The 23,798-nt window shown below is 70.0% G+C and carries 24 protein-coding genes and 1 riboswitch; of the genes, 16 read left to right on the forward strand and 8 right to left on the reverse strand.

Annotation, left to right across the window (positions count from 1 at the left end):
• From ABD292_RS08160 to ABD292_RS08200, 9 genes are all read left to right on the forward strand, one after another.
• The coding region (locus tag ABD292_RS08160; protein ID WP_344206452.1) for a thiamine pyrophosphate-dependent enzyme at nt 1-308 on the forward strand (308 nt) is incomplete at its 5' end.
• On the forward strand, nt 301-825 hold the full coding sequence (ilvN, locus tag ABD292_RS08165) for an acetolactate synthase small subunit (RefSeq protein ID WP_344206453.1): 525 nt from the start codon (nt 301-303) through the stop codon (nt 823-825). The genes ABD292_RS08160 and ilvN, both read left to right, overlap by 8 nt.
• Nucleotides 826-859: 34 nt before the next feature.
• Nucleotides 860-1,843, forward strand: a complete 984-nt coding sequence (ilvC, locus tag ABD292_RS08170; protein ID WP_344207143.1) for a ketol-acid reductoisomerase — start codon at nt 860-862, stop codon at nt 1,841-1,843.
• A 72-nt stretch (nt 1,844-1,915) separates the two neighbouring features.
• Nucleotides 1,916-2,290 carry a VOC family protein gene (locus tag ABD292_RS08175; RefSeq protein WP_344206454.1) on the forward strand — a complete coding sequence of 125 codons (375 nt, stop codon included), beginning with the start codon at nt 1,916-1,918 and terminating at the stop codon, nt 2,288-2,290.
• Between the two features lie 123 nt (nt 2,291-2,413).
• On the forward strand, nt 2,414-3,253 hold the full coding sequence (locus tag ABD292_RS08180; RefSeq protein ID WP_344206455.1) for a hypothetical protein: 840 nt from the start codon (nt 2,414-2,416) through the stop codon (nt 3,251-3,253).
• An 86-nt stretch (nt 3,254-3,339) separates the two neighbouring features.
• Nucleotides 3,340-3,864, forward strand: a complete 525-nt coding sequence (locus tag ABD292_RS08185; RefSeq protein WP_344206456.1) for a PadR family transcriptional regulator — start codon at nt 3,340-3,342, stop codon at nt 3,862-3,864.
• Nucleotides 3,861-4,595: a siderophore-interacting protein gene (locus ABD292_RS08190; RefSeq protein WP_344206457.1), complete on the forward strand. Its 735-nt coding sequence runs from the start codon at nt 3,861-3,863 to the stop codon at nt 4,593-4,595. The genes ABD292_RS08185 and ABD292_RS08190 overlap by 4 nt, the downstream gene beginning before the upstream one ends.
• 80 nt (nt 4,596-4,675) lie before the next feature.
• Nucleotides 4,676-5,443 carry a type I methionyl aminopeptidase gene (gene map / locus ABD292_RS08195; protein ID WP_344206458.1) on the forward strand — a complete coding sequence of 256 codons (768 nt, stop codon included), beginning with the start codon at nt 4,676-4,678 and terminating at the stop codon, nt 5,441-5,443.
• Nucleotides 5,444-5,645: 202 nt separating this feature from the next.
• Nucleotides 5,646-5,867: a hypothetical protein gene (locus ABD292_RS08200; RefSeq protein ID WP_329590521.1), complete on the forward strand. Its 222-nt coding sequence runs from the start codon at nt 5,646-5,648 to the stop codon at nt 5,865-5,867.
• A 312-nt stretch (nt 5,868-6,179) separates the two neighbouring features.
• On the opposite strand, the gene dacB is transcribed toward ABD292_RS08200, so the two are convergent.
• The 4 genes from dacB to ABD292_RS08220 all read right to left on the reverse strand — a co-directional run bounded on the left by dacB (nt 6,180) and on the right by ABD292_RS08220 (nt 10,764).
• Nucleotides 6,180-7,724: a D-alanyl-D-alanine carboxypeptidase/D-alanyl-D-alanine endopeptidase gene (gene dacB, locus ABD292_RS08205; RefSeq protein WP_344206459.1), complete on the reverse strand. Its 1,545-nt coding sequence runs from the start codon at nt 7,722-7,724 to the stop codon at nt 6,180-6,182.
• Nucleotides 7,725-7,803: 79 nt separating this feature from the next.
• Nucleotides 7,804-8,358, reverse strand: a complete 555-nt coding sequence (locus ABD292_RS08210; RefSeq protein ID WP_344206460.1) for an FHA domain-containing protein — start codon at nt 8,356-8,358, stop codon at nt 7,804-7,806.
• A 67-nt stretch (nt 8,359-8,425) separates the two neighbouring features.
• Entirely contained in the window at nt 8,426-9,775 is a 1,350-nt protein-coding gene (locus ABD292_RS08215) for an MFS transporter (RefSeq protein ID WP_344206461.1), read from the reverse strand.
• 134 nt (nt 9,776-9,909) lie between these two features.
• Nucleotides 9,910-10,764 (reverse strand): hypothetical protein, encoded by an 855-nt coding sequence (locus ABD292_RS08220; RefSeq protein WP_344206462.1) that lies wholly within the window; start codon nt 10,762-10,764, stop codon nt 9,910-9,912.
• 242 nt (nt 10,765-11,006) lie between these two features.
• Here ABD292_RS08220 and serA point away from each other — a divergent pair, with 242 nt between their 5' ends.
• Nucleotides 11,007-12,596 carry a phosphoglycerate dehydrogenase gene (gene serA / locus ABD292_RS08225; RefSeq protein WP_344206463.1) on the forward strand — a complete coding sequence of 530 codons (1,590 nt, stop codon included), beginning with the start codon at nt 11,007-11,009 and terminating at the stop codon, nt 12,594-12,596.
• Nucleotides 12,597-13,010: 414 nt separating this feature from the next.
• On the opposite strand, the gene ABD292_RS08230 is transcribed toward serA, so the two are convergent.
• Complete coding sequence (locus tag ABD292_RS08230) at nt 13,011-13,610, reverse strand: C40 family peptidase (RefSeq protein ID WP_344206464.1); 600 nt, start codon at nt 13,608-13,610, stop codon at nt 13,011-13,013.
• A 24-nt stretch (nt 13,611-13,634) separates the two neighbouring features.
• A riboswitch (cyclic di-AMP (ydaO/yuaA leader) is annotated at nt 13,635-13,776 on the reverse strand.
• 112 nt (nt 13,777-13,888) lie between these two features.
• On the opposite strand from ABD292_RS08230, the gene ABD292_RS08235 reads away from it, so the two are divergent.
• Nucleotides 13,889-14,935: a 3-isopropylmalate dehydrogenase gene (locus tag ABD292_RS08235; RefSeq protein ID WP_344206465.1), complete on the forward strand. Its 1,047-nt coding sequence runs from the start codon at nt 13,889-13,891 to the stop codon at nt 14,933-14,935.
• A 223-nt stretch (nt 14,936-15,158) separates the two neighbouring features.
• Nucleotides 15,159-16,256, forward strand: coding sequence for a branched-chain amino acid aminotransferase (locus tag ABD292_RS08240; protein WP_344206466.1), 1,098 nt, complete (start codon nt 15,159-15,161; stop codon nt 16,254-16,256).
• A gap of 21 nt (nt 16,257-16,277) precedes the next feature.
• Here ABD292_RS08240 and ABD292_RS08245 read toward each other — a convergent pair whose 3' ends face one another.
• Nucleotides 16,278-16,922: an O-methyltransferase gene (locus tag ABD292_RS08245; RefSeq protein ID WP_344206467.1), complete on the reverse strand. Its 645-nt coding sequence runs from the start codon at nt 16,920-16,922 to the stop codon at nt 16,278-16,280.
• Between the two features lie 58 nt (nt 16,923-16,980).
• Between ABD292_RS08245 and ABD292_RS08250 the strand changes: the two genes are divergently transcribed.
• Together ABD292_RS08250 and cimA are read left to right on the forward strand one after the other, a co-directional pair.
• The gene (locus ABD292_RS08250) at nt 16,981-17,625 is read left to right on the forward strand and encodes a DsbA family protein (RefSeq protein WP_344206468.1); all 645 of its coding nucleotides are present in this window, start codon (nt 16,981-16,983) and stop codon (nt 17,623-17,625) included.
• 188 nt (nt 17,626-17,813) lie between these two features.
• The gene (gene cimA / locus ABD292_RS08255) at nt 17,814-19,388 is read left to right on the forward strand and encodes a citramalate synthase (RefSeq protein ID WP_344206469.1); all 1,575 of its coding nucleotides are present in this window, start codon (nt 17,814-17,816) and stop codon (nt 19,386-19,388) included.
• Nucleotides 19,389-19,404: 16 nt separating this feature from the next.
• Here the strand turns inward: cimA and ABD292_RS08260 are convergent, their stop codons facing one another.
• Together ABD292_RS08260 and ABD292_RS08265 are read right to left on the reverse strand one after the other, a co-directional pair.
• On the reverse strand, nt 19,405-21,048 hold the full coding sequence (locus tag ABD292_RS08260) for a heparinase II/III domain-containing protein (RefSeq protein ID WP_344206470.1): 1,644 nt from the start codon (nt 21,046-21,048) through the stop codon (nt 19,405-19,407).
• A 106-nt stretch (nt 21,049-21,154) separates the two neighbouring features.
• Complete coding sequence (locus tag ABD292_RS08265; RefSeq protein ID WP_344206471.1) at nt 21,155-21,511, reverse strand: antibiotic biosynthesis monooxygenase family protein; 357 nt, start codon at nt 21,509-21,511, stop codon at nt 21,155-21,157.
• A 117-nt stretch (nt 21,512-21,628) separates the two neighbouring features.
• Between ABD292_RS08265 and ABD292_RS08270 the strand changes: the two genes are divergently transcribed.
• The gene (locus ABD292_RS08270; RefSeq protein WP_344206472.1) at nt 21,629-22,405 is read left to right on the forward strand and encodes a fumarylacetoacetate hydrolase family protein; all 777 of its coding nucleotides are present in this window, start codon (nt 21,629-21,631) and stop codon (nt 22,403-22,405) included.
• Between the two features lie 34 nt (nt 22,406-22,439).
• Complete coding sequence (gene gltX / locus ABD292_RS08275; RefSeq protein ID WP_371251672.1) at nt 22,440-23,780, forward strand: glutamate--tRNA ligase; 1,341 nt, start codon at nt 22,440-22,442, stop codon at nt 23,778-23,780.
• The last annotated feature ends 18 nt before the right edge of the window (nt 23,781-23,798 follow it).

The raw sequence follows: 23,798 nt of genomic DNA on the forward strand, positions 1-23,798 counted from the left end.
TCCGCCAGTGGCAGACGCTCTTCTACGACCAGCGTTACTCCAACACCGACCTGCAGGCGACGCGCCGCATCCCGGACTTCGTCAAACTGGCGGACGCCTATGGTTGTGTTGGTCTCAGGTGCGAGCGTCCGGAGGACGTGGACGCCGTGATCAAGAAGGCCATGGAGATCAACGACGTGCCCGTCGTGATCGACTTCGTCGTCCACCAGGACGCGATGGTCTGGCCCATGGTCGCTGCGGGCACCAGCAACGACGACATCAAGATCGCCCGGGACATGGCGCCGAAGTGGGAGAACGAAGATGAGTAGGCACACGCTGTCCGTGCTCGTCGAGAACAAGCCGGGCGTGCTGGCACGCGTGTCCGCGTTGTTCAGCCGGCGCGGCTTCAACATCGACTCGCTGGCCGTCGGGCCCACCGAGCACAACGACATCTCACGCATGACCATCGTCGTGAGCGTCGAGGAGCTGCCGCTCGAACAGGTCACCAAGCAGCTCAACAAGCTCGTCAACGTGCTCAAGATCGTCGAGCTGGACCCGGCGCAGTCCGTGCAGCGCGAGCTGACGCTCATCAAGGTCAAGGCCGACGCCGAGAGCCGCTCGCACGTGCTGGAGCTCGTCCAGCTCTTCCGTGCCCGCTGCGTGGACGTGGCCGCCGACGCGGTGACGATCGAGGTCACCGGCACTCCCGACAAGCTCGACGCCTTCGTGAAGGTCCTTGAGCCGTTCGGGATCAAAGAACTCGTCCAGTCGGGCATGGTGGCTGTTGGCCGCGGTGCCCGTTCCATTACCGACCGGTCCCTCAGGGCACTGGACCGTACCGCCTGAATTCCGCCTGAAAGGTTCTAAGCAAGTGACCGAGATCTACTACGACGACCAGGCCGACCTGTCGATCATCCAGGGACGCCACGTGGCCGTGCTGGGGTACGGCAGCCAGGGCCACGCCCACGCGCTCTCCCTGCGTGACTCCGGCGTCGACGTGCGCGTCGGCCTGCCCGAGGGCTCCAAGAGCCGCGAGAAGGCGGAGAACGACGGCCTGCGCGTCCTCACCCCGGCCGAGGCCGTCGAGGAGGCCAACCTCACGATGATCCTCGCGCCGGACCACATCCAGCGCGACCTCTACGCCCAGCACGTGGCCCCCAACCTGGTCGAGGGCGACGCCCTCTTCTTCGGCCACGGCCTCAACATCCGCTACGGCCTCATCGAGGCCCCCGAGGGCGTCGACGTCTGCATGGTCGCCCCCAAGGGCCCGGGCCACCTGGTGCGCCGCCAGTTCGAGGCCGGCCGCGGCGTGCCCTGTCTCGTCGCCGTCGAGAAGGACGCCTCCGGCAAGGCGCTGGACCTGGCGCTGTCGTACGCCAAGGGCATCGGCGGCACCCGCGCCGGCGCGCTGCGCACCACGTTCAAGGAGGAGACGGAGACCGACCTGTTCGGCGAGCAGGCCGTGCTCTGCGGCGGCGTGTCCGAGCTCATCAAGGCGGGCTTCGACACCCTCATCGAGGCGGGCTACCAGCCCGAGGTCGCCTACTTCGAGTGCCTGCACGAGATGAAGCTCATCGTCGACCTCATGTACGAGGGCGGCGTCTCCAAGATGTACTGGTCGGTCTCCGACACCGCCGAGTACGGCGGCTACACCCGCGGCCCGCGCGTCGTCACCGAGGAGACCCGGCAGGAGATGCGCCGCATCCTCGGCGAGATCCAGGACGGGTCGTTCGCGCGCGAGCTGGTCGAGGAGTTCGACAGCGGGCAGAAGAAGTTCCAGCAGTACCGCGACGAGCTGGCCGAGGACGCCATCGAGAAGACGGGCGCCAAGCTCCGTCCGATGATGAGCTGGCTCAAGGGCTGAGCTCTCTCCGGCGTGAGACGCCCCCGGCGAAGCGGTCTTCGCCGGGGGCGTCTCGTGCGTAGGATGCCGATCATGGCAAGTCGCATATCCGAATTGATCATTCCTTGTCAGGACGCGAACGGGCTGGCCGCGTTCTGGTGTGAGGTGCTGGACTTCGTGGTGCTCGACACCGAGGACGACGGCTCGGTGGAGATCGGCCCGCGGGAAGGGTTCGGCGGGCTGCAGCCGACCCTGGTCTTCAGCCCCACCACCGAGCCCAAGACCGGCCCGCTGCGGATGCACTTCGACGTCAACGCCACCGACCGCGACCAGGACGCCGAGCTCGAACGCCTGCTGAGCCTCGGGGCGCGCCCGGCCGACGTCGGCCAGACCGGCGAGGAGTCCTGGCACGTCCTGGCCGACCCCGAGGGCAACGAGTTCTGCCTGCTGCGCGCCCGCCTGAGCTGAGGGCCGGGGTCAAGGGGCCGGCGAGCTGCATAACCATGCAGTGAACCGACTTGACTGGTGATCTTGCATGCACCAGATTGTTCGCGTTCCCGGAAAATCCCCCCTCAAGGAAACCATCAACCCATGAAGCGAACCATCGTCGGTGTCGCCGTGGTCGCCGGTGCGCTGCAGCTCGCCGTCGCCGCGCCCGCGCAGGCGGCGCAGAACATCGATCCGGTGAAGGTGCTCAAGTCCGAGCTGGCGCGGGGCAAGGGCGTCAACGTACGGGCCACGGCGAAGGTGACGTACTCGGCGGGCGAGTACATCTCCTCGACGCTCGACGGGACCGTCGAGTTCGACGCGCGCGGCGCGCGGGCGGCCGACACGAGCCAGAACCTGAGCTACAGCAAGAGCCTGCTCGCCAAGATGGCGAAGGTGAGCCCGCGCGAGACCGAGACGCTGCAGCACTCGCCGGTGCGGGTGCTCTCCTCCGGCCGGGTCAGCTACGTCTCCGGCGCGGTGGTCCAGGACGCCCTGCCCGAGGGGACGAGCTGGGTGCGCTACGGCGGCACCGACGTCCCGTCCGGCAACCTGCTGCTCGACGTCTTCGAGCCCGCCACGCTCAAGGCGCTCATGGACCACCGCGCGTCCTGGAGCGGCGGCGTGGTGAAGGGCACGATCAAGCCGCACGAGCTGGCCAGGGCGTCGGCCTCGTTCGTCGCCCGCTACGGCGAGCAGTGGATGAAGAGCCGTCCCGGCAAAATCTCCTACGCGCTGCGCCTCAGCGCGGGCGGCCGGGTGGAGCGCGTGTCGGTGACGGGTGAGCTGCCCTACGACAAGGGCTCGGTCCGGGTCCAGTCGGACACGACCTACACCGAGTGGGGCCGCCAGGTGACGGTCCTGCTGCCGCTGCGCGGCGAGGTCATCGACCAGCCGGAGGTCAAGGACGAGGTGCCGGCGCAGGCCCCCGCCCTCTGGAGCTGACGCTGCCGGTGCGCCCGGGGGCGCGGGACCCGCACCCCCGGGTTTTTTCTGTACGAAGATATATCGTTCGATATAGCATCCGACTCATGATGATGAACGCGCGCCGCGCCTCCGGCGGGTACGGACCCACCGGGCGCTTCTTCGGACCCGGCGAGCTGCGCCTCGCCGTGCTCGCGCTGATCGCCGAACGGCCCGGCCACGGCTACGACGTCATGAGCCGCCTGTCCGACCGCTTCAACGGCACCTACGAGCCGAGCGCCGGCTCCATCTACCCCACGCTCCAGCTCCTGGAGGACGAGGGCCTGGTCCGCGTCGAGCAGGACGAGGGCCGCAAGGTCCACCACGTCACCGACGACGGCCGCAGGGCCGTCGAGGAGCAGGCCGACGAGATCGAGCGGCTGTGGGGCCGGGCGGCCAGCAGGGGCGAGTGGGGCATGTTCCGCGACCCCCAGGCCGCCGAGATCGTCGCCCCCGCTCTGCGCCTGGTGAAGGCCGCGGTCAAGGCGCTGGCCCACACCCACGGCGATCCGCAGGTGGTCGAGCGCATCCAGCAGATCTTCGTGGAGGCCCGTCACCGCGTCGAGGAGCTGGACCCGAGGAGGGGGCGATGACCACGGCCAGGAAGAGCGTGGCCAGGCGGCTGCTCGGCCGCGTGTTCGTGGAGGGCGAGATCCTGGAGGTCGAGGAGGTGGCCCCGCGCATGCGCCGGATCAGGATCGGCGGCGAGGGGCTGGCCGCCCTCGCGTACGTGCCGGGCCAGCACGTACGCGTGCTCATCGGCGACGGCGGCGGCCTGGTGGGCGGGGTGCTGCGGACGTACTCGGTGTGGTGGTACGACCCGAGCTGGGAGTCCCTGGACCTGATCGGGCTCGACCACGGCGGCGACGCCCCCGGCGCCGTCTGGGTGCGCGGCGCCGCGCCCGGCCAGGAGGTCGTCTTCATGCGCCCCGAGGGCGGCTTCGTGCTGCGCGAGGACGCCCCCTACCACCTGTTCGCGGGGGAGGAGACGGCGTCGGTCGCGTTCGGGGCGATGCTGCGGGCCCTGCCGCCGGAGGCGGCCGCGTACGGCGCCGTGGAGGCCGAGCGGCCCGGCGACCACCTGGGCCTGCCGCGGGAGCTGACCCGGGTGTGCCGCGAGGGTGCCCCGGCGGCCGGCTCGCGGGTCCTGGTCGACGCCGTACGGGCGCTGGACCTGCCGGACGAGCCGGGCTTCGCCTACCTGGCGGGGGAGGCCCGCACGATCCAGGCGGTCCGCGCCCATCTGGTGGACGAGCGCGGCTGGAGCCGCAGGGACGTACGGACGAAGCCGTTCTGGACGCCGGGCCGCCGCGGCCTCGACTGACGGCGCCCCTGGCTCTCTCCTCGATAAAAATACCGGTATAGTTATCGCCACGCCGACCGGTGAACGACGAGGAGGGGCCCATGATCGAGCTGAAGAGCGCCGGGGAGATCGACGCGATGCGCGAGGCGGGACGGGTGGTGGCCGCCGTGCACGCGGCGGTGCGCGACCAGGCCGCCGTGGGCGTGACGCTCAGGCGACTCGACGAGGTGGCGCGGACCGTCATCGAGGAGGCCAAGGCCGGGGCGTCGTTCCTGGGCTACCACCCGTCGTTCGGCGCGACGCCGTACCCGGGGGTCATCTGCACCTCGGTCAACGGAACCATGCTGCACGGGCTGCCGACGGCCTACCGGCTGCGCGACGGCGACCTCATCAGCGTGGACTGCGGCGCGATCGTGGACGGCTGGCACGCCGACGGCACCGTGAGCTTCACCGTCGGCACGCCGCGCGCCGAGGACCTCAAGCTCATCCAGGTCGCCGAGGAGACGCTGGCCGCCGGCATCAGGGCGGCCGTGCCCGGCGGCCGGATGGGCGACATCGGCCACGCGATGTCCACCGTCGGGCGCGGCGCCGGCTACGGCATGCAGAACGACTTCGCCGGCCACGGCATCGGCCGGGCCATGCACGAGACGCCGTTCGTGCCGAACGAGGCCCGCGCGGGGCGGGGGCTGCGGCTGCGCCCGGGGCTGGTGATCGCGATCGAGCCGAGCCTGATGGCGGGCGGCGGCGACGACTACTACATGGCCGAGGACGGCTGGTCGGTGTGCTCGGGGGACGGCAGCCGCAGCGTCCACGTGGAGCACACCGTGGCCGTGACGGCCGACGGGCCCGTGGTCCTGACCCTTCCCTAAGCGGGGGTCAGCGAAGGGCCTGATGTCTCTCCGTAGCGCGCATGGTCGCGTCAAGGACGGCAGGGATCGGCATCGCTTCGCCCGGAGCGGGTGTTTGCCCTGGTCAAGGGTGAGATCGCTGGCGTTTGGTGCAAGAGGCCGTAGGGCAGATCTCTTCCCGGCAGCTACGGAGAGTAGTCGATAGGCATCAGAGGAGATACAAATGTACAGAGCAGGACTTGTCCTTGCCGGCCTCGTCGGCGGGATGGTTGTGTTCGGCGGCTCCGCGCTGGCGGCAACCAGTGGCTATGGCCCCGGCGGCTACGGCCCCGGCCACGGCCCCAGCTATGAGTGGGAGAGCGGCCAGTTCAACAACTTCGGCGACGACCGTGACCTCCTCGACCTGGACCTCCTGAACGGCCTCCTGGGCCAGGCGCTCAGCTGACGCCCTACGAGTCGTAAGCAGGGGCCCATCCTGAGGATGGGCCCCTTCGCTTTGTCCTGGGCCGGTGGGCGGGCCCGGCCGCGGTCCTATGCGGGGGGAGGCGCGGCCGAGCCCGCAGGGAGGGGAGCGCCGTGGGCGTGCGGTGGGTAACCGGCTCAAGGGTGAGGCCGGTGAAGGCCCGGGCGCTCCCGTGGTCCTCGGTGGGCTGTCCTGAGAAGGGATTCTGGTTCTCCGATGTCGGTCATGTCCTGAAAAGTCGGCCGATATCTGGAGCTCCAGGTAAACCCGCGTGCCCCCCTGGGCGTCAGGGGATCAGCACTGGACGGGCTTCAGCCACGAGCACTCCAGGTCGCCCGCCTGCCCCTCGGCCGCCGAGCGGAGCTGGGCCGGGGCATCGACGGCGGCGGCGCGGGTGAACTGCGCGAGCCGTACCGCGATCTTGTCCTCGATGTCCTTCGGCGAGCCCGACAGGTACTGGTTCAGCATGATCGAGAAGACCAGCGGCTCGCCGTCGGCGCTGGTGACGTAGCCCGACAGGGACGTCACGCCGGTCAGGGAGCCGGTCTTCGCGTGCACGTTGCCCGCGGCGGGGGTGCCCCGCATCCGGCTGCGCAGGGTGCCGCCCACGAAGCGGTCGGCGTCGCCGGCGATGGGCAGGGCCGCGTACCAGGTGGGGAACCACGGCTTGCCGCGTACGGAGGTCAGGAGCTGGACGATCGAGCCGGGCGAGAACCCGTCGCGGCGCGAGAGCCCGGAGCCGTCCCGCATGTTGATGACCTGCACGCCGTTCGCCTTGGCGAAGTCGGTCGCGACCTTGAGCCCGGCCGACCACGTGCCCTGGCCGGCGGCCTTGCGGCCCATGGCCTTGGTGAGGATCTCGGCGTGGATGTTGTTGCTCAGCTTCATGAAGGGCACCAGCAGCTCGCCCAGCGTCATGGACTCGTGCCGGGCCAGCTCCTTGGCCCCGTCGGGCGCGGCCCCCGTGGCGGTCGCGCCGAGCACCTTCACGCCGTGCTTGGCGAGCGACGCGCGGAACAGCGTCGAGACGTAGGCGGTCGGGTCGTCCACGGCCACCCACTCCTGGTACGGGTCCGCCACCGTGCCGGTGATGACGACCGTACGGGTGCCGTGCTGGCGCTCGATGAGCACGTCGGTCTCGGCGCCCGCCGTGGCCTTGTTGACGATCTTCAGGTAGTCGGTCTCGGGCGTCGTGGAGACCTTGACCTTGCCGCCGTCGGCGGCCACGGAGACGATCACCGATCCGGCGTCGTAGTCGCGGTCGGGCGAGGCGGTCAGCGCGGAGATCGGGGCCGCGTAGTAGGCGGTCTCGTCGTCCCAGGTCCAGTCGTTGCCGAGCCGCTGGGAGTCGAACCAGGTGTCGTCGGCCACGAGGCGGCCGGTGACGACCTTGACGCCGGCCGCGGCGACCTTGGCGGCGAGGGCGTCGTAGTCCTCGGCCAGCATGGTCGGGTCGCCGGTGCCGCGCAGCACGAGGTCGCCGGCGAGGACCGAGCCCGCCTTGCGTCCCGTGTTCAGCACGGTGGTCGGGAAGCGGTAGTCGAGGCCGAGGGTCTCCACCGCTGCGGCCGAGGTGAACAGCTTGGTGTTGGACGCCGGGATGAGCTGCTTGCCGGCGTCGGTGGCGTACAGCTCCTCGCCGGTGGAGGCGCTCTTCACCACGACGCCCGCGCGGGCGATGGTGAGCCGGGAGTCGCTGAGTATCTGGTTGAGGTCCTGGGTGAGGTCGGCCACGCCGGCCGTGGGATCCAGGGCGACGGCGGGTGAGGACGGGCTGGACGCCCACGCGAGGGACGCGACGAGCGCGCCCGCGACGAGGGAGGCTGAGGTGCGCCGCATGGGGTCTCCAAAGAAGACTGGGGGATCGCCTGAGAGCATGGATCAGCGCAGACAGCCTGTAATCCGCAAAATTCCGTATTTATTGGCCGGTCGGCACGCCGGACGTCAGCAGGAAACCGCAGTCCCCGAAGGACACCTCGTCGCCCGGCGTCACCCGCGCCGGCCCCACCAGCCGCCAGCCGTTGAGCCGGGTGCCGTTCAGCGACCCGAGGTCGACCAGCACCCACCGGCCCTTGTCGTCGCGCCGCAGCTCGGCGTGGACCCGGGAGACGGTCAGGTCGGACAGCACGAGGTCGCAGGCCGAGCCCCGCCCCACGACGTAACGCACCCGCTCGTCGTCGGGCAGCGCGAGCCGGGGCAGCCGGGGCCGCCGCCAGGCGGACTGCAGCTTGGTGGTGAACTCCGACACCGACGACACCGCGTCGGTCAGCCGCTGCCGTAACGTGGGCCGCTTCGGCAGGTCGGCCACCAGCTCGTCGAGCTCGTGCTGACTGCGGGCGCGCAGCGCCTGGTCGACGCGGCCGACGAAGGTGTCGTGGGAGATGCGGCCCTCCACCGCGCGGACCTTGAGCTCGTCGATCGCACGGTCGCGTTCCCCGTCGGAGGCGCGGAAGGGTGGATGGGTCGAGCTCATGTAGCGAGTATCGGCCTCAACCTCGGTTCGTGTCCAGAATACGCCGAATCGGGTGCCGCGCTCGGGTTCACGCGTCCGCGGGCGGCGCGACGGGTGGCGTGAGCCGGTACTTCAGCGTCACCAGCACCGACGCGAAGATGATCAGCGCGGGGATGGCGGTCTGCCCGATCAGCACGGCCGTCACGGCGCTGTCCGGCTGCCGTACGGGCGTGTCCGGCTGGGACTCGACGAAGCCGCCGATCGACAGGACGACACCGAAGATCAGCGCGCCGAACGAGCTGACCCCGCTCTCGATGGCCGTCCAGAGCCCGGTGAGCACGCCCGCGCGCCGCTTGCCGGTCTCCGCGGCGTCCATGGCGATGACGTCGGCCAGCATGGAGAACTGCAGCAGCTGCAGCCCGGCGTAGCCGACGCCGACGAACAGGATCGTCACGTGCGCCCACAACGCCCCGAACAGCGGCGTGGCCATGGCCGCTGCAGTCCCCGCGGCGAACAGCGAGGCCGCCAGCACCATCGCCCCGCGCTTGTCGAACCGCCTGGCGAGGCGCACCCACAGCGGCATGGTCAGCAGGATCGGCCCCACGAGCGCGGCGAAGAGCGTCTGCGTGGCCTTGGGATCGCCGATCGTGTACGTGGCGAAGTACGGCGCGGCGGCCAGCATCATGCTCACCGCCAGCATCTGCGTGCAGGCCAGCACGGTCAGCCAGAGGAACGGCCGGTTGCCCTTGATCGCGGCGAGCTGTTCGCGCCAGTCGCCCCGGTCGGCCTCCGGAGCGCCGGTCATGGGGGCGCGGGCGGTGCCGAAGAAGGAGCCGAGCATGGCGAGCAGCAGGATGACCGCGATGGTGAGCGCCATCGCCCGGTAGCTGCCCAGCGTCCCGTGCTCGCCCTCGCCGGTGGCGATGGCGGGGGCGAGCACGCCGCTGATCGCGGTGGCCACGCCGATGAAGACCATGCGCCACTGCAGCAGCGAGGTGCGCTCGTGGTAGTCGTGCGTCATCTCGCCGGGCATGGCCTTGTACGGCACCTCGAACAGCGCGTACGCCGTCGCCGTGGCGAGGAAGCACACCGCGACGTAGGCGGCGGCGGGCACCCCCGTCAGCGGCGGCCCCGCGAAGACCAGGAAGAACGCGACCGGCAGCGTGCAGGCCCCGGCGAGCAGCCACGGCCGGCGCGGGCCCCAGCGCGAGACGGTCCGATCGGACCACCGCCCGACCAGCGGGTTGATGACCAGGTCCCAGACCTTGGGCGCGGTCACCACCACGCCGGCCAGCCACGCGGGCACGGCCAGGAAGTTGGTCATGTAGTAGAGCAGCAACAACCCCGGCACGGCGTTGACCGTGGCCGTGCAGAAGGAGCCGACCCCGTAGCCGAGGCGCACGCCCCGGGGAACCGTGGCCGCGACCGGTGTGATCATCCCCACATTAGAGCCGAGCAACGGCTTGTTTGGGGAGACCCATTCGGCCGGCGGCGGCAGGATAATCCCGCCGCCGCAGGTCAGTCGTGCGCGTCGGCGCACACAGGTGAGTCATGCACGTCGGCGCGCACAGGTCAGTCGCGTACGTCGGCGCACACCACGTGCGCGCCGATCTCGATCATCCGGCGCTCGCTGCGCGCGTCGGCCACCCGGGCCATGAGGATCGGCGCGCCGCTGGCCGCGAACTGCGGCAGCCGGGCCCGCACCAGGCGGTGCAGGTCGCGTACGACGTCCTCGGCGGCCGACATGTGGACCTTGACGTGCAGCATGATCCCGGTGGCCCCGGAGGCGGTGCTCGCCTCGGAGATCCACACGTGGTGCACGAGCGGGAAGTCCATGAGCAACTGCGCGATCGCCTGCCGCAGCGCGGGCAGGATGGGATGGGTGCACCGGCGGTAGCCGGGGTCCACCTGCTGCATCGGGCCCGACAGGTGCGGCCTCGGCGCGGGCACCCACGGGAACGATGGCGCCTGCGGAGCCGGCGGGGCGACCTGGGCCAGCGCGGCACCCCGCGACACGGTGGCCATCGCGCCCGTCGCGTAGGCGGCGGGGGCCGCCCCCGACAGGACGGGCGTGGGCCCGGTCCGCGTCGTGGTGAGGAAGCGCTGGAGATCGTCGATGGGCACGGCCGCGGCGGCTGGTCCGGCCGCGTCGATCACGATCTCCCGCACGCCCGTGACGCGCTGGATGTCCAGGATGGTGTCGGCGTCGCACGCCGACAGGGAATGGCTGCCACGGTGCCGGGCGTAGGTGGTCGCGCTGGTGTAGCCGAGCAACACGCGGTCGCCGGCCTGGGTCGTCCCGAGGACGACCGAACGGTCAGGGCGCACTGCCACCAGGACGCCACCGTCGGCGAGGGCGCCCAGCAGCCGGTGGGGCGTGCCATGCTGGGCGAGAACGTCGGCAAGCGCAGGATTCCCGATGCTCATATGACGAACCATAGGTAGTCGGCCACGGCTTATCAGGCTAATGGCGAATAAATCTCCCGATCAAGACGAAGATGGCCCCGGAGTGGGTGACTTTGTCCTCTACCGGGTAGCCGCCCGTCCGTCTCACATCGTGGGTCCTTCGTGAATGCGTTCACAAGCGCCGGTTAGACTCGGTAGGACCGCCGGGGGATCCATGGACGTGTCCCCCTCATGACTCGCCGGAAGCCCCTAAGGATTCACCTGTGAACAAGCCCGTCGTACTGGTCGCTGAGGAGCTGTCCGAGGCCGGCCTCGCCGTTCTCGGCGCCGATTTCGAGGTCCGCCACACCGACGGCGCCGACCGTTCCCAGCTCCTGCCCGCCCTCGCCGACGTGGACGCCCTCATCGTGCGCTCCGCGACGCAGGTCGACGCCGAGGCCATCGCCGCGGCGCCCAAGCTGCGCGTGGTCGCCCGCGCGGGCGTCGGGCTCGACAACGTCGACGTCGAGGCGGCCACCAAGGCCGGTGTCATGGTCGTCAACGCGCCGACCTCCAACATCACCAGCGCCGCCGAGCAGACCGTCGCCCTCATCCTGGCCAGCGCGCGCAACACCGCCCAGGCGCACGCCGCGCTGAAGAACGGGGAGTGGAAGCGGTCCAAGTACACCGGCGTCGAGCTGGACGAGAAGGTCGTCGGCATCCTCGGATTCGGCAAGATCGGCCAGCTCGTGGCGCAGCGGCTGGCGCCGTTCGGCGTCGAGATCATCGCCTACGACCCCTACCTGCCGCCGGCCCGCGCCGCGCAGCTCGGCGTCAAGCTGGTGAGCCTCGACGAGGTGTTCAAGCAGGCCGACTTCATCACCGTGCACCTGCCGAAGACCAAGGAGACCCTCGGGCTCATCGGCGACGAGGCGCTGCACAAGGTCAAGCCGAGCGTGCGCATCGTCAACGTCGCCCGCGGCGGCATCGTGGACGAGGCCGCGCTCTACTCCGCGATCAAGGAGGGCCGCGTCGCGGGCGCCGGCCTCGACGTCTTCGCCAAGGAGCCCTGCACCGACAGCCCGCTGTTCGAGCTCGACCAGGTCGTCGTCACGCCGCACCTCGGCGCCTCCACCCACGAGGCCCAGGAGAAGGCCGGCACCCAGGTCGCGCGGAGCGTGAAGCTGGCGCTCGCGGGCGAGTTCGTGCCGGACGCGGTCAACGTCCAGGGCGGCGCCGTGGCCGAGGACGTCAAGCCGGGCCTGCCGCTGGCCGAGAAGCTGGGCCGGGTGTTCACCGCGCTGGCCGGCGAGGTCGCCACCAAGCTCGACGTCGAGGTGCGCGGCGAGATCGCCTCCCAGGACGTGCGGGTCATCGAGCTGGCCGCGCTCAAGGGCGTCTTCGCCGACGTCATCGAGGAGCAGGTCACCTACGTCAACGCGCCGCTGCTGGCCAAGGACCGCGGCGTCGCCGTCGAGCTGATCACCAGCTCCGAGAGCCCCGACTGGCGCAACGTGGTGACCGTCCGTGGCGTGCTGGCCGACGGCCGCCAGGTCTCGGTGTCGGGCACGCTGTCCGGTCCCCGCCAGATCACCAAGATCGTCGAGGTCAACGGCTACGAGATGGAGATCGAGCCGACGGCGCACCTCGCGTTCTTCACCTACGCCGACCGTCCCGGCATCGTCGGCGTGGTCGGCCGCCTGCTCGGCGAGCACGGCGTCAACATCGCCTCCATGCAGGTGGCCCGCGACGTCAAGGGCGGCAAGGCGCTCATCGCGCTGACCGTCGACTCGGCGATCCCGGCCGACATCGTCGACCAGATCGTGGCCGAGATCGGCGCCGAGAGCGGCCGTTCTGTGGACCTGGAGGACTGACACTCCCCGCCTCGCGCGAAAGGCCGCCGCCCGGATCGGGCGGCGGCCTTTTCGTCGTCTCAGCTGTCTCAGCATGCGGGATGCTAGGACATCCAACGAGATTCCTCGGTTAACGTGGAAGCACATGCGCCAGGTGCTCGTACTCATTACCTGCCGCGGCGAGGCCTGTTAGGGCAGGTCGGCGACTCGCCGCGGTGAACGGCGTCGCGTCGGCCGGTAAGTCCCTCCCGTCAGTAACGCCTCCTCGCGAAACGAGTTGACGATCATGTACGAGATGTACGCCTGGAACCGTGCGGAAGACCACAAGGACGAGGCCGCCGAGGCCCTGCAGACCGCGCTGGACCGCCGCGACAACGGCGGCGCCCCGCAGGAGTCCGGCCGGTAGGGCCCCGGCTCGCACATCAGGGACGTCGGTCAGAGCACCGACGCGACGGGCATGGGCGGTGCCGGCTCCTCCTGCCGCTCCGCCCACTCCCGCACGCCCTTGCGGTCGGGCCGGACGCCGCCGACGAAGACGCTTCTGCGCCAGCTCGACAGCTTCTCCTCCTTGATGACGTCGCCGGTGCGGGGCGCGTGCACCATGTAGCCGGGCCGGGAGATCATCCCGACGTGGCCGAGGTTGCTGAAGAAGACCAGGTCGCCGGGCTTGAGGTGGTTCCAGGAGACCTTCTTGTCGAATGCCGCGTACTGGTCGGCGGCGACGCGGGGCAGCTGGATCCCCGCCTTCTGGTACGCCCGGAGCATGAGGCCCGAGCAGTCGTAACCGCCCCTGCCGGTCCCGCCCCATAGGTACGGGATGCCCTGTTTTTTCAGGGCGAAGTTCAGTGCGATCTTCCAGGCGGGCCTGCTCTGCCGATCCCGGATCTTCTTGAGTTCCGGACCGGTGAGCGTGGTGGTGAGTGCGCGCTGGTCGAGGGTTTCGGCCTTGGGCGCGCGGCCGGGGTTGTTCTCGTCGGGGGTGGATGCCTGGGCGGGGGAGGCGAGCACGGCGAGGCCGGTCGCGCCCGCCGCCACGAGAATGGCGATGCGAGACAGGGGACTGTCCTTCCATACGGCCGACCGGGTTAGCTGACGGGCTCGGGCTTGGAAGCAGCCCTACGGCGCATGCCGATTCGCCCCTGGGGGAGAGTGGGTCCCCGGCTCCACGCGAACCGCCGCGTGGATTAGGCAGGGCACGGACGCTAACGAATCAGTCAAAAGATCGCAAACCTTCACAAATCGGACTTTTCTGGAACAGTCCGAAAAATGAGACCGAGTGTTCGTCAGGCGAGACGAGCCGGTAAGGTACCGGCATGGAGTCGCGTAACATCCGCTTGGCCGTCATCCCCGGCGATGGCATCGGCACCGAGGTCGTCACCGAAGGGCTCAAGGTCCTCGAAGCCGTCGGCACGAAGATCGAGCCCACGCACTACGACCTGGGCGCGGCGCGATACCACCGCACCGGCGAGACGCTGCCCGACTCGGTGCTGCAGGAGCTGCGCGGCTACGACGCGATCCTGCTCGGTGCGGTGGGCGACCCCAGCGTGCCGCCGGGCATCCTGGAGCGCGACCTGCTGCTGCGGCTGCGCTTCGAGTTCGACCACTACGTCAACCTGCGCCCGGTCAAGCTCTTCCCCGGCGTCGAGACCCCGCTGGCCGACACCACGGCCGAGGACATCGACATGATCGTGGTCCGCGAGGGCACCGAGGGCCTCTACGCGGGCACCGGCGGCGCCATGCGGCGCGGCACGCCGCACGAGATCGCCACCCAGGAGTCGCTCAACACCGCCCACGGCGTCGAGCGCGTCGTCCGCTACGCCTTCGACAAGGCCCAGAGCCGCCCGCGCAAGAAGCTGACGCTGGTCCACAAGACCAACGTCCTCACCTACGCCGGCGACCTGTGGCAGCGCACGGTCAACCGGGTGGCCGAGGAATACCCCGAGGTCAGCACCGACTACTGCCACATCGACGCGGCGTCGATGTTCTTCGTGACCCAGCCGGGGCGCTTCGACGTCGTCGTCACCGACAACCTGTTCGGCGACATCATCACCGACCTCGGCGCGGCCATCGCGGGCGGCATCGGCCTGGCCGCGAGCGGCAACATCAACCCCGAGCGCACGGCGCCCAGCATGTTCGAGCCGGTGCACGGCAGCGCCCCCGACATCGCGGGCCAGGGCAAGGCCGACCCGACCGCCACCATCCTGTCGGTCGCCATGCTCCTCGACCACCTCGGCCTGAGCGCCGAGGCGGCCAAGGTCGAGCAGGCGGTCGCCGACGACATCGTCGAGCGGCTGACCGGCTGGACCGGCCGCACCACCTCGCAGATCGGCGACGACATCACCGCGCGAGTATCCGGCTAGGGCCGCCTAGCCTCCCCACGCGCCTGGCGGTCCGCACCCGGATCGCCAGGCGCTTTTTGCTGTCCGAAGTGGCCGAATCGCCCAACGGCAGCTTGTCATCCCATATGGCGAGACAATAGGAAGTACTAGCTGCCTTCGGGCAGCACTGCCGCGCTGTAGCGGGTCCACGGACCCTCAGGATTCGGTAGATTTTCGCGAAATCGCAGAGAGAAGGACCATCGTCATGACCATCGCTCAGAAGCTCAGCTTCGACGTGCAGCTATCCGACCACGCTCGCACCGCGGCCGAGCGGGAGCAGGTACTGACGAACCCCGGATTCGGGCAGTCCTTCACCGACCACATGATCATCATCGACTACACCGAGGGGCGCGGCTGGCACGACGCCCGGCTGGCGCCGTACGGGCCGCTCTCGCTCGACCCGGCCACCGCGGTCTTCCACTACGCGCAGGAGCTGTTCGAGGGCCTGAAGGCGTACCGGCAGGCCAACGGCTCCATCGTGATGTTCCGCCCGTACGCCAACGCCGCCCGCTTCAACCGCTCGGCCGCCCGCATGGCCATGCCCGAGCTGCCCGAGGAGACGTTCGTCGAGTCGCTCGAACTCCTCGTCCGCACCGACGAGGAGTGGGTGCCGACCACCGAGGGGCACAGCCTCTACCTGCGGCCCTTCATGATCGCCACGCAGGCGGGGCTCGGGGTCAACTACCCGTCCAGGACCTACTCGTACATGGTCATCGCCTCGCCGGCGGCGTCGTACTTCAGCGGCGGCGTCAAGCCCGTCTCGGTGTGGCTGTCCACCGAGTACACCCGGGCCGCCCCCGGCGGCACCGGCTTCGCCAAGTGCGGCGGCAACTACGCCGCCGCCTTCGTCGCCCAGCGCCAGGCCGTCGAGAACGGCTGCGACCAGGTCGTGTGGCTGGACGCCCAGTCCCACGAGTACGTCGAGGAGATGGGCGGGATGAACCTGTTCTTCGTCTTCGGCAACAAGCTCGTCACGCCCGCGCTGACCGGCACCCTGCTCCCCGGCATCACCCGCGAGTCGATCCTGGAGCTGGCCGGCGACCTCGGCCTGGAGACCGAGGAGCGGCTCATCTCGGTCGACGAGTGGCAGTCGGCGTGCGAGTCGGGCGAGCTGACCGAGGTCTTCGCCTGCGGCACGGCCGCCGTGGTGACCCCGGTCGGCTCGGTCAAGGGCGCCGACCGGGCCTGGACGGTCGCCGACGGCACGCCCGGCCCGGTGACCATGCGGGTGCGCGAGGAGCTGGTCGGCATCCAGTACGGCGCCCGCCCCGACGCCCACGGCTGGGTCCACAAGATCGCCTGACCTCGGGGACCCGCGCCCGTCTCAGTGCTTGGTGATCAGCGTCATGCCGTCGGCGACCGGCAGCATGAGCACGCTCACCCGCGGGTCCTCGATCACCAGGTCGTTGAACTGGCGGATCTCCACCGTGGTCGGCTCGTCGTGGGACGGGTCGGCCACGTGCCCGCGGCGCAGCGTGTTGTCGGCGATCAGCAGCCCACCCGGCCGCATGCGCTCGATCAGCAGCTCGTAGTAGCCGGGGTAGTTGCCCTTGTCGGCGTCCACGAAGGCCAGGTCGACGGTCTGGTCGAAAGCGGCGAGGGTGTCCAGCGCCGGGCCCAGGGTGAGCGTCACCCGGTCGGCCACCCCGGCCTCCGCCCAGTAGCGGCGCGCGATCGAGGTCCACTCCTCGCTCACGTCGAAGCAGTGCAGCCGGCCGCCCCGCAGGCCCCGGGCGATGCAGACCGACGAGTAGCCGGTGAACGTGCCCACCTCCACGGCCACCTGGGGGGCCATGAGCTGGGTGATCATCGTGAGGAACGTGCCCTGGTCGGGGGAGATCTGCATCCCCGCGCTGTCGCCCGTGACCTCCATGGTCTCCTGGGCCAGTCGCTCCAGCAGGGGGTCGGGCTTGGTCGAGTGCTCGTACACGTAACGCGCCACGGCCGGGGTCAGGAGGTCTGCCTTCATACGGACATTGTTTCCGTTCCGGTAGGGTCTGCGCGATCGACAAGCTGAGAGTGGGCGAATGATGAAGCGGTTGGTGGCGGTCGCGGTCGCGTGCGCGGTGATCGCGGTGCTCGGTGTGCTGGCCTTTTCCGAGCCGGGGGAGAGCTCGGCCGAGGTGCGGCTGACCCGTCAGCTCGACGGGTCCATGGTGCTGGCGGACCGCGGCGGCGATGCTCCCGTCCTGGACGTTTACGAAGATTTTGACTGCCCGGTCTGCAAGGACATGCACGCCAAGGTGGATCCGACGATCCAGCGGCTGGCGCGTGAGGGCAAGGTCAAGGTCGTCTTCCACGCCGTGACCATCTTCCGCGACGAGCCCATGCGCTCCAACTCCATCCGCGCCGCCGCGGCCGCGCGCTGCGTCCCCGAGTCGAGCTGGCTGGCCTTCCGCGACGAGCTGTACGCCATCCAGCCGGCCCCGCACGGCGTCGCCTCGGGCTTCACCGTCGAGGAGCTGGTCGGGGCGGCCAGGAAGGCGGGCGCGCAGGTGGACAGCTGCGTACGCGACCAGTCGTACGCCGACGCGCACCTGGCCGAGACCGCGAAGGTCCGGCTGGAGGGCACCCCCACGCTGCTGCTGGACGGCAAGCTGCTGGGCGGCGAGGCGTTCGACCCGCAGGCCCTGGAGCGTGCCGTCACGGGCGGTGGCGGCGTCACCGTGTAGGCGTCCGAGCAGTGAGATCCTTGTGCCGAATGGTGGAAACGTATGGCAGACTGATGAGCACCATGTTCTACGGTCTGCTCATTATCGGCAGGCGCGCTGGCTGACACAGGGACACCGCCAGCGCGCAGACCTCTCACGTCCGTGAGGGGTCTTTTTGTTTTCCAGGGATCTCCAGAAGGAAGAAGCTCATGGCCGATGACCGGTTCCACGTATATGACACGACACTGCGTGACGGCGCGCAGCAGGAAGGGCTCAACCTGACCGTCGCCGACAAGCTGGCCGTCGCGCGTCACCTGGACGGACTGGGCGTCGGTTTCATCGAGGGCGGCTGGCCCGGAGCCAATCCCAAGGACACCGAGTTCTTCAGGCGTGCTCGCACCGAGCTCGACCTGAAGCACGCGCAGCTCGCCGCGTTCGGCGCGACCCGCCGGGCCGGGGTGAAGGCCGCCGACGACCCCTTGGTGGCCGCATTGCGCGAATCCGGCGCGCCCGTCGTGACCCTTGTCGCCAAGAGTCACGACCGGCATGTCGAACTGGCCCTCCGCACCACGCTGGAGGAGAACCTCGCGATGATCCGCGACACGGTCTCCCACCTGCGTGCGGAGGGCCAGCGGGTCTTCCTGGACGCCGAGCACTTCTTCGACGGCTACAAGTCCAACCCCGCGTACGCGCTGGAGGTGCTGCGCACCGCCGCCGAGGCGGGCGCCGACGTCATCGCGCTGTGCGACACCAACGGCGGCATGCTCCCCGACGAGCTGGCCGACATCGTCCACGAGGCCGTCCAGGCCGGGGCCAGGGTCGGCATCCACTGCCACGACGACACCGGCTGCGCGGTCGCCAACACGCTCGCCGCGGTCCGTGCCGGCGCCACCCACGTGCAGGGCTGCGCCAACGGCTACGGCGAGCGCTCGGGCAACGCCAACCTCTTCACCGTCGTCGCCAACCTGCAGCTCAAGCGCGGCTTCGACCTGGTGCCGCAGGCCGCGCTCGCCGACATGACGCGCATCGCCCACGCCATCACCGAGGTGACCAACGTCACCCCCAACTCGCACGCCCCCTACGTCGGCATGTCCGCCTTCGCGCACAAGGCCGGCCTGCACGCCAGCGCCATCAAGGTCGACCCCAACCTCTACCAGCACATCGACCCCGCCGCCGTCGGCAACGACATGCGCATGCTGGTCTCCGACATGGCCGGTCGCGCCTCCGTCGAGCTCAAGGGCCGCGAGCTGGGCTACGAGCTGACGGGCGAGCACACCAAGGCGCTGGTCGAGCGGGTGAAGGAGCTGGAGTCGCGGGGCTTCACCTTCGAGGCCGCCGACGCCTCCTTCGAGCTGCTGCTGCGCGACACCGTCCACGGCGAGCGCAAGCGCCACTTCGAGGTGGAGTCCTGGCGGGTCATCGTCGAGCGCACCAAGGGTGGTGAGCTGGTCAGCGAGGCCACCGTGAAGGTGCACGCCAAGGGCGAGCGCATCGTGGCGACCGGCGAGGGCAACGGCCCCGTCAACGCCCTCGACAAGGCCGTCCGGCTGGCGCTGGAGCAGCTCTACCCCGAGCTGGCCAAGGTGCAGCTGGTCGACTTCAAGGTCCGCATCCTGGAGGACACCCACGGCACCGACGCGGTCACCCGCGTGCTCATCACCAGCAGCGACGACACCGGCGAGTGGGCCACGGTCGGCGTCGCCGAGAACATCATCGACGCCTCCTGGCAGGCCCTGGAGCAGGCGGTCACGTACGGCCTGCTGCGCGCCGGCCGCGACTGCTGAGCCAGGGAGTCCGAGGTCAGAGCAGGCGGGCGGAGAAGGAGACCCCTTCGACCGTCACCTTGCCGCCGGAGCACGACACCTTCGGTGCGTCCGTCCCAGGCACGACCACCGTCAGCAGGGACTTCGCCGCAGGCGAGACCACCACCGTGGCCGCCTGCCTCGACAGGTAGGTCGGCGACACCCAGCCGAGCTTCCCGCCGCGCTCCACCCGCTGCCCGCCCACCTTCGCGCACGACGGCGACAGCTGCAGCAGCGTGACCTTGAACTTGCCGTCGGCCAGCACGACCTTGCCGCCGCCGTTCGAGACGACCTTGAGCGACGGGGCGAACCGCCACAGGTTCCGCACCTGCTTGCCGCCCCCGGCGGTGTCGAGCACCGCCATCAGGTCCTCGCCGTGGTCGACCAGCACCGACCGCGTACGGCTCACGCCGTAGGCGTCGTCCGTCACCCGGAACGCCTGCCGGTCGTCGCCGAGCGAGGACTTCGTCAGCCGCGAGGAGGTGCGCGGCCGGAACTTCGCCCCGACCACCGTCGGCACGTTGTGCGCCTCGGGGGAGAGCGTCCAGTAGCGGTAGGCGCTCTTCTCGTAGGAGTGGAAGCCGGCGTCCACGAGGATGTCGCGGCCCTGCGCGTAGTAGGTGACGCCCAGGTGGTCCTCGTGGCCGTGGAACTTCATCCCGGGCCCGAACCTGATCGAGTAGTACGCCGAGTCCTGCTTGTCGAAGGCCGTCCGGCCGAACACGTAGCCGGCCCGGTAGACCTTGACCTTCTGCTTCGGCGTGCCGGTCTCCATCTTCGGCTCGGTCTCGGCGCTGCCGTCGCCGAGCGGCGCCATGTAGCCGTTCGGCATGGTGGCGTGCGCGATGAAGTCCTTCAGCGCCTCGGCGCGCTTGGCGATCTCGCCGGGGACCTTGCGGCCGCAGGACTTCATGTTCGTCATCGCGACCTGGAGGCGGCCGTAGACGTAGACGGCGTAGCGGGGCGCCTGCTCCATCAGCGCGCCCTGGGCGTCCACGTCCAGCTTGACGGTGCCGGTCAGGCGCCTGGACGCCAGGTCGGCCCAGTCCTTGCGGCCGTAGCGGCAGCCGATGCCCATGAGCGCGATGTCCTGGTCGATGCCGTGGTTGTGGCCCTTCTTGTACAGGGCCGGGTTCGCGAGGAGCTTGGCGTGCACGGCCAGGCTGTCCTTCAGCCAGGAGTCCTTGACGTGCTCGCTCAGGCACAGCAGCGGCTGGGTGCGCAGCGAGACCGGGTGGTCCTTCCAGACGTAGGGCTTGGTGCCGCGGGCGCCGTACTTGTTGTTCGCCACCCAGTCCTTGGCGAGCTCGGTCGCGCGGTCGAGGTAGCGCCGCTCGCCGGTGTTCTCGTACTCGACGACGAGCGTGCCGAGCCAGCGCAGCGACTGGAAGACGAACTCCCAGGAGCGGTTCTTGTACGGGCTCGCGGCCCAGTCGACCTTCTCACCCAGTTTGTACGCCGGCAGCCCCACCAGCGAGATCTCGCCGCCCATGACGTCCGCGGCGGTCGGCGTGCCGGGCAGCCAGTCGCCCTGGCACGCCGCGGTGCGCGCCACCTTGCCGTCCCCGTCCGCGTACGCGGGGGTCCCCGCGAGGCCGCCGAGCGCGAGCGTGAGGGCAAGAGGGATCGCGAGGCGGCGCACGCCAGTTCCTTTCAGCACGAACCAGGACACACAAGCTTGAGGCGGGACATGCTTTCGCGTGCGCGATCATCCGGTCAAGCCGAGTGCCCGATTCGTTAACCGCCCGCTACGCCTTGGGGGTGGCGCTCTCGACCACCTCGAACGTCCACAACTCGGACCCGCTCGCGGCCGGACCCTGACCGTGCCCGTGGCCCTGGCCCTGGCCCTGCTGGGCGGCCTCGCCGGCGGCCCGCGCGTGACCGCGGGCGAACTCCTGGCTCTGCTGCCACGCCTCGAAGTCCGCCTCGCTCCGCCAACGCGTGTAGACGAGGTAGCGCTCGGTCCCGTCCACCGGCCGCAGCAGCTCGAACCACTCGAACCCGTCCGCGGACTCCACCATCCCCGCCCGCCCGGCGAACCGCCGTTCGAGCTCCTCCCGCATGGCGGCCGGCACGGTCAGCACGTTGATCTTCACGACGGACATGGGAAACCCCTCTCGTCAGCGCACCTGCGCAGGTCAGGGGTCCAGGCTAACCCGTCGTACGTGACCCGCGCGGGCCAGGTGAACGGACTCCCACGGCGGCGGCGATAGCCTGGACAGGTGCGTATAGCGAGGTTCTCCACAGGCGAAGGCGTGTCGTTCGGTGTGGTCGAAGGCGGTCCCGGCGAGGAGTTCATCTCCACCGTCGCCGGTCACCCGTTCAGCCAGGTGCAGTTCACCGGCGAGCGCCAGCCGCTCAGCCAGGTCAAGCTGCTGGCCCCGATGCTGCCGAGCAAGGTCGTCGCCATCGGCAGGAACTACGCCGAGCACGCCCAGGAGATGGGCAACGAGGTGCCGGAGGAGCCGCTCATCTTCATGAAGCCGTCCACCTCGGTGATCGGCCACGGCGAGCAGATCGCCTACCCGGTCCACCTGTCCGACCGCGTCGACTACGAGGGCGAGCTGGCCGTGGTCATCGGCCGGCTGTGCCGCGAGGTCCCGGTCGAGCGGGTCAAGGACGTCATCTTCGGCTACACCTGCGCCAACGATGTGACCGCGCGCGACCTGCAGAAGAAGGACGTGCAGTTCACCCGGGCCAAGAGCTTCGACACCTTCTGCCCGCTCGGGCCGTGGATCCAGACCGACCTCGACCCGAGCGACCTGGCCCTCACGACCACGGTCAACGGCGAGGTGCGCCAGAGCGGCCGCACCACCCAGCTCATCCACGACATCCCCGCGCTGGTCGCCTACGTCAGCGCGGTCATGACGCTCATCCCCGGCGACGTCATCCTGACCGGCACGCCGGCCGGCGTCGGCCCGCTCCAGGTCGGCGACGAGGTCAGCGTCGGCATCGAAGGCATCGGCACACTCACGAACAAGGTGGTCTCCCGTGACTGACGTACGGGTCAGGTTCGCCCCGTCCCCCACCGGCATGTTCCACGTCGGCGGCGCCCGCACGGCGCTGTTCAACTGGGCGCTGGCCGAGCAGTCCGGCGGCCGGTTCGTGCTGCGCGTCGAGGACACCGACGCCACGCGCAACCGCCCGGAGTGGACCGAGGGCATCATCTCCGCGCTCGACTGGATCGGTGTCAACGGCACCAACCCGGCCTTCGAGGGCCCCTACTTCCAGTCGGCGTACGAGCCGCAGCACCGCGAGGCCGTGGCCAAGCTGCTCGCCGACGGCCGGGCCTACTACTGCGACTGCACCCGCGAGGCGCTGGTCGCCCGCACCGGTTCCGAGCACCGCGGCTACGACGGCCACTGCCGCGAGCGCGGCCTGACCGAGGGCGCGGTCCGCTTCCGCACCCCCGACGAGGGCGTGACCATCGTGTCCGACCTCATCCGCGGCGACGTCGAGTTCCCCAACGAGGCCCAGGAGGACTTCGTCATCGCCCGCACAGACGGCTCGCCGCTCTACGTGCTGGCCAACGCGGTCGACGACATCACCCAGAACATCACCCACGTCGTACGCGGCGAGGAGCACCTGGGCAACGCGGCCAAGCAGATGCTGCTCTGGCCGGCCCTCGGCGCCAACCCGCCGGTGTGGGCGCACCTGCCGGTGATCGTCAACGAGCAGCGCAAGAAGCTGTCCAAGCGCCGCGACAAGGTGGCCCTGGAGGACTACCGCGCCGAGGGCTACCTCGCCGAGGCCATGGTCAACTACCTCATGCTGCTCGGCTGGGGTCCCGGCGAGGACCGCGAGATCATGCCGTGGTCGGAGATGGTGCCGCTGTTCCGGCTGGAGGACGTCAACTCCTCCAGCGCGTTCTTCGACGAGAAGAAGCTGCGGGCCTTCAACGGCGAGTACATCCGGGCGCTGCCGCTGGAGACGTTCGAGGAGCGCTGCGCCCCCTACCTGGAGGAAGGCTGGGACCGCGAGCTGTTCAGCAAGGTCGCGCCGCTCGCCCAGACCCGCATCGGGGTGCTGTCGGAGATCCGGCAGAACGTCGACTTCCTCTTCCTCGACGAGCCGGTGTTCGACCAGGCGTCCTGGGACAAGGCGATGAAGAACTCCCCGGTGGAGATCATCTCCGGCTACCTGGCGCGCCTGGAGCTCGTGAGCTGGGACCCCGAGTCGCTGAAGGAGGCCCTGGAGGAGGTCGGCGCGGCCCACGGGCTCAAGCTGGGCAAGGCCCAGGCGCCGGTGCGGGTGGCCGTCACCGGCCGCACGGTGGGCCTGCCGCTGTTCGAATCGATCGAGGTGCTCGGCCGCGAGCGCACCCAGGACCGCCTGCGCGCCGCCCTGGCCCGCCTCGGCGCCGTCGGCGTCTGACGTGCCCGCCGGGCGGCC

Origin of the sequence: Nonomuraea bangladeshensis, from assembly GCF_039529455.1 — a bacterium.
GTDB lineage: Bacteria > Actinomycetota > Actinomycetes > Streptosporangiales > Streptosporangiaceae > Nonomuraea > Nonomuraea bangladeshensis.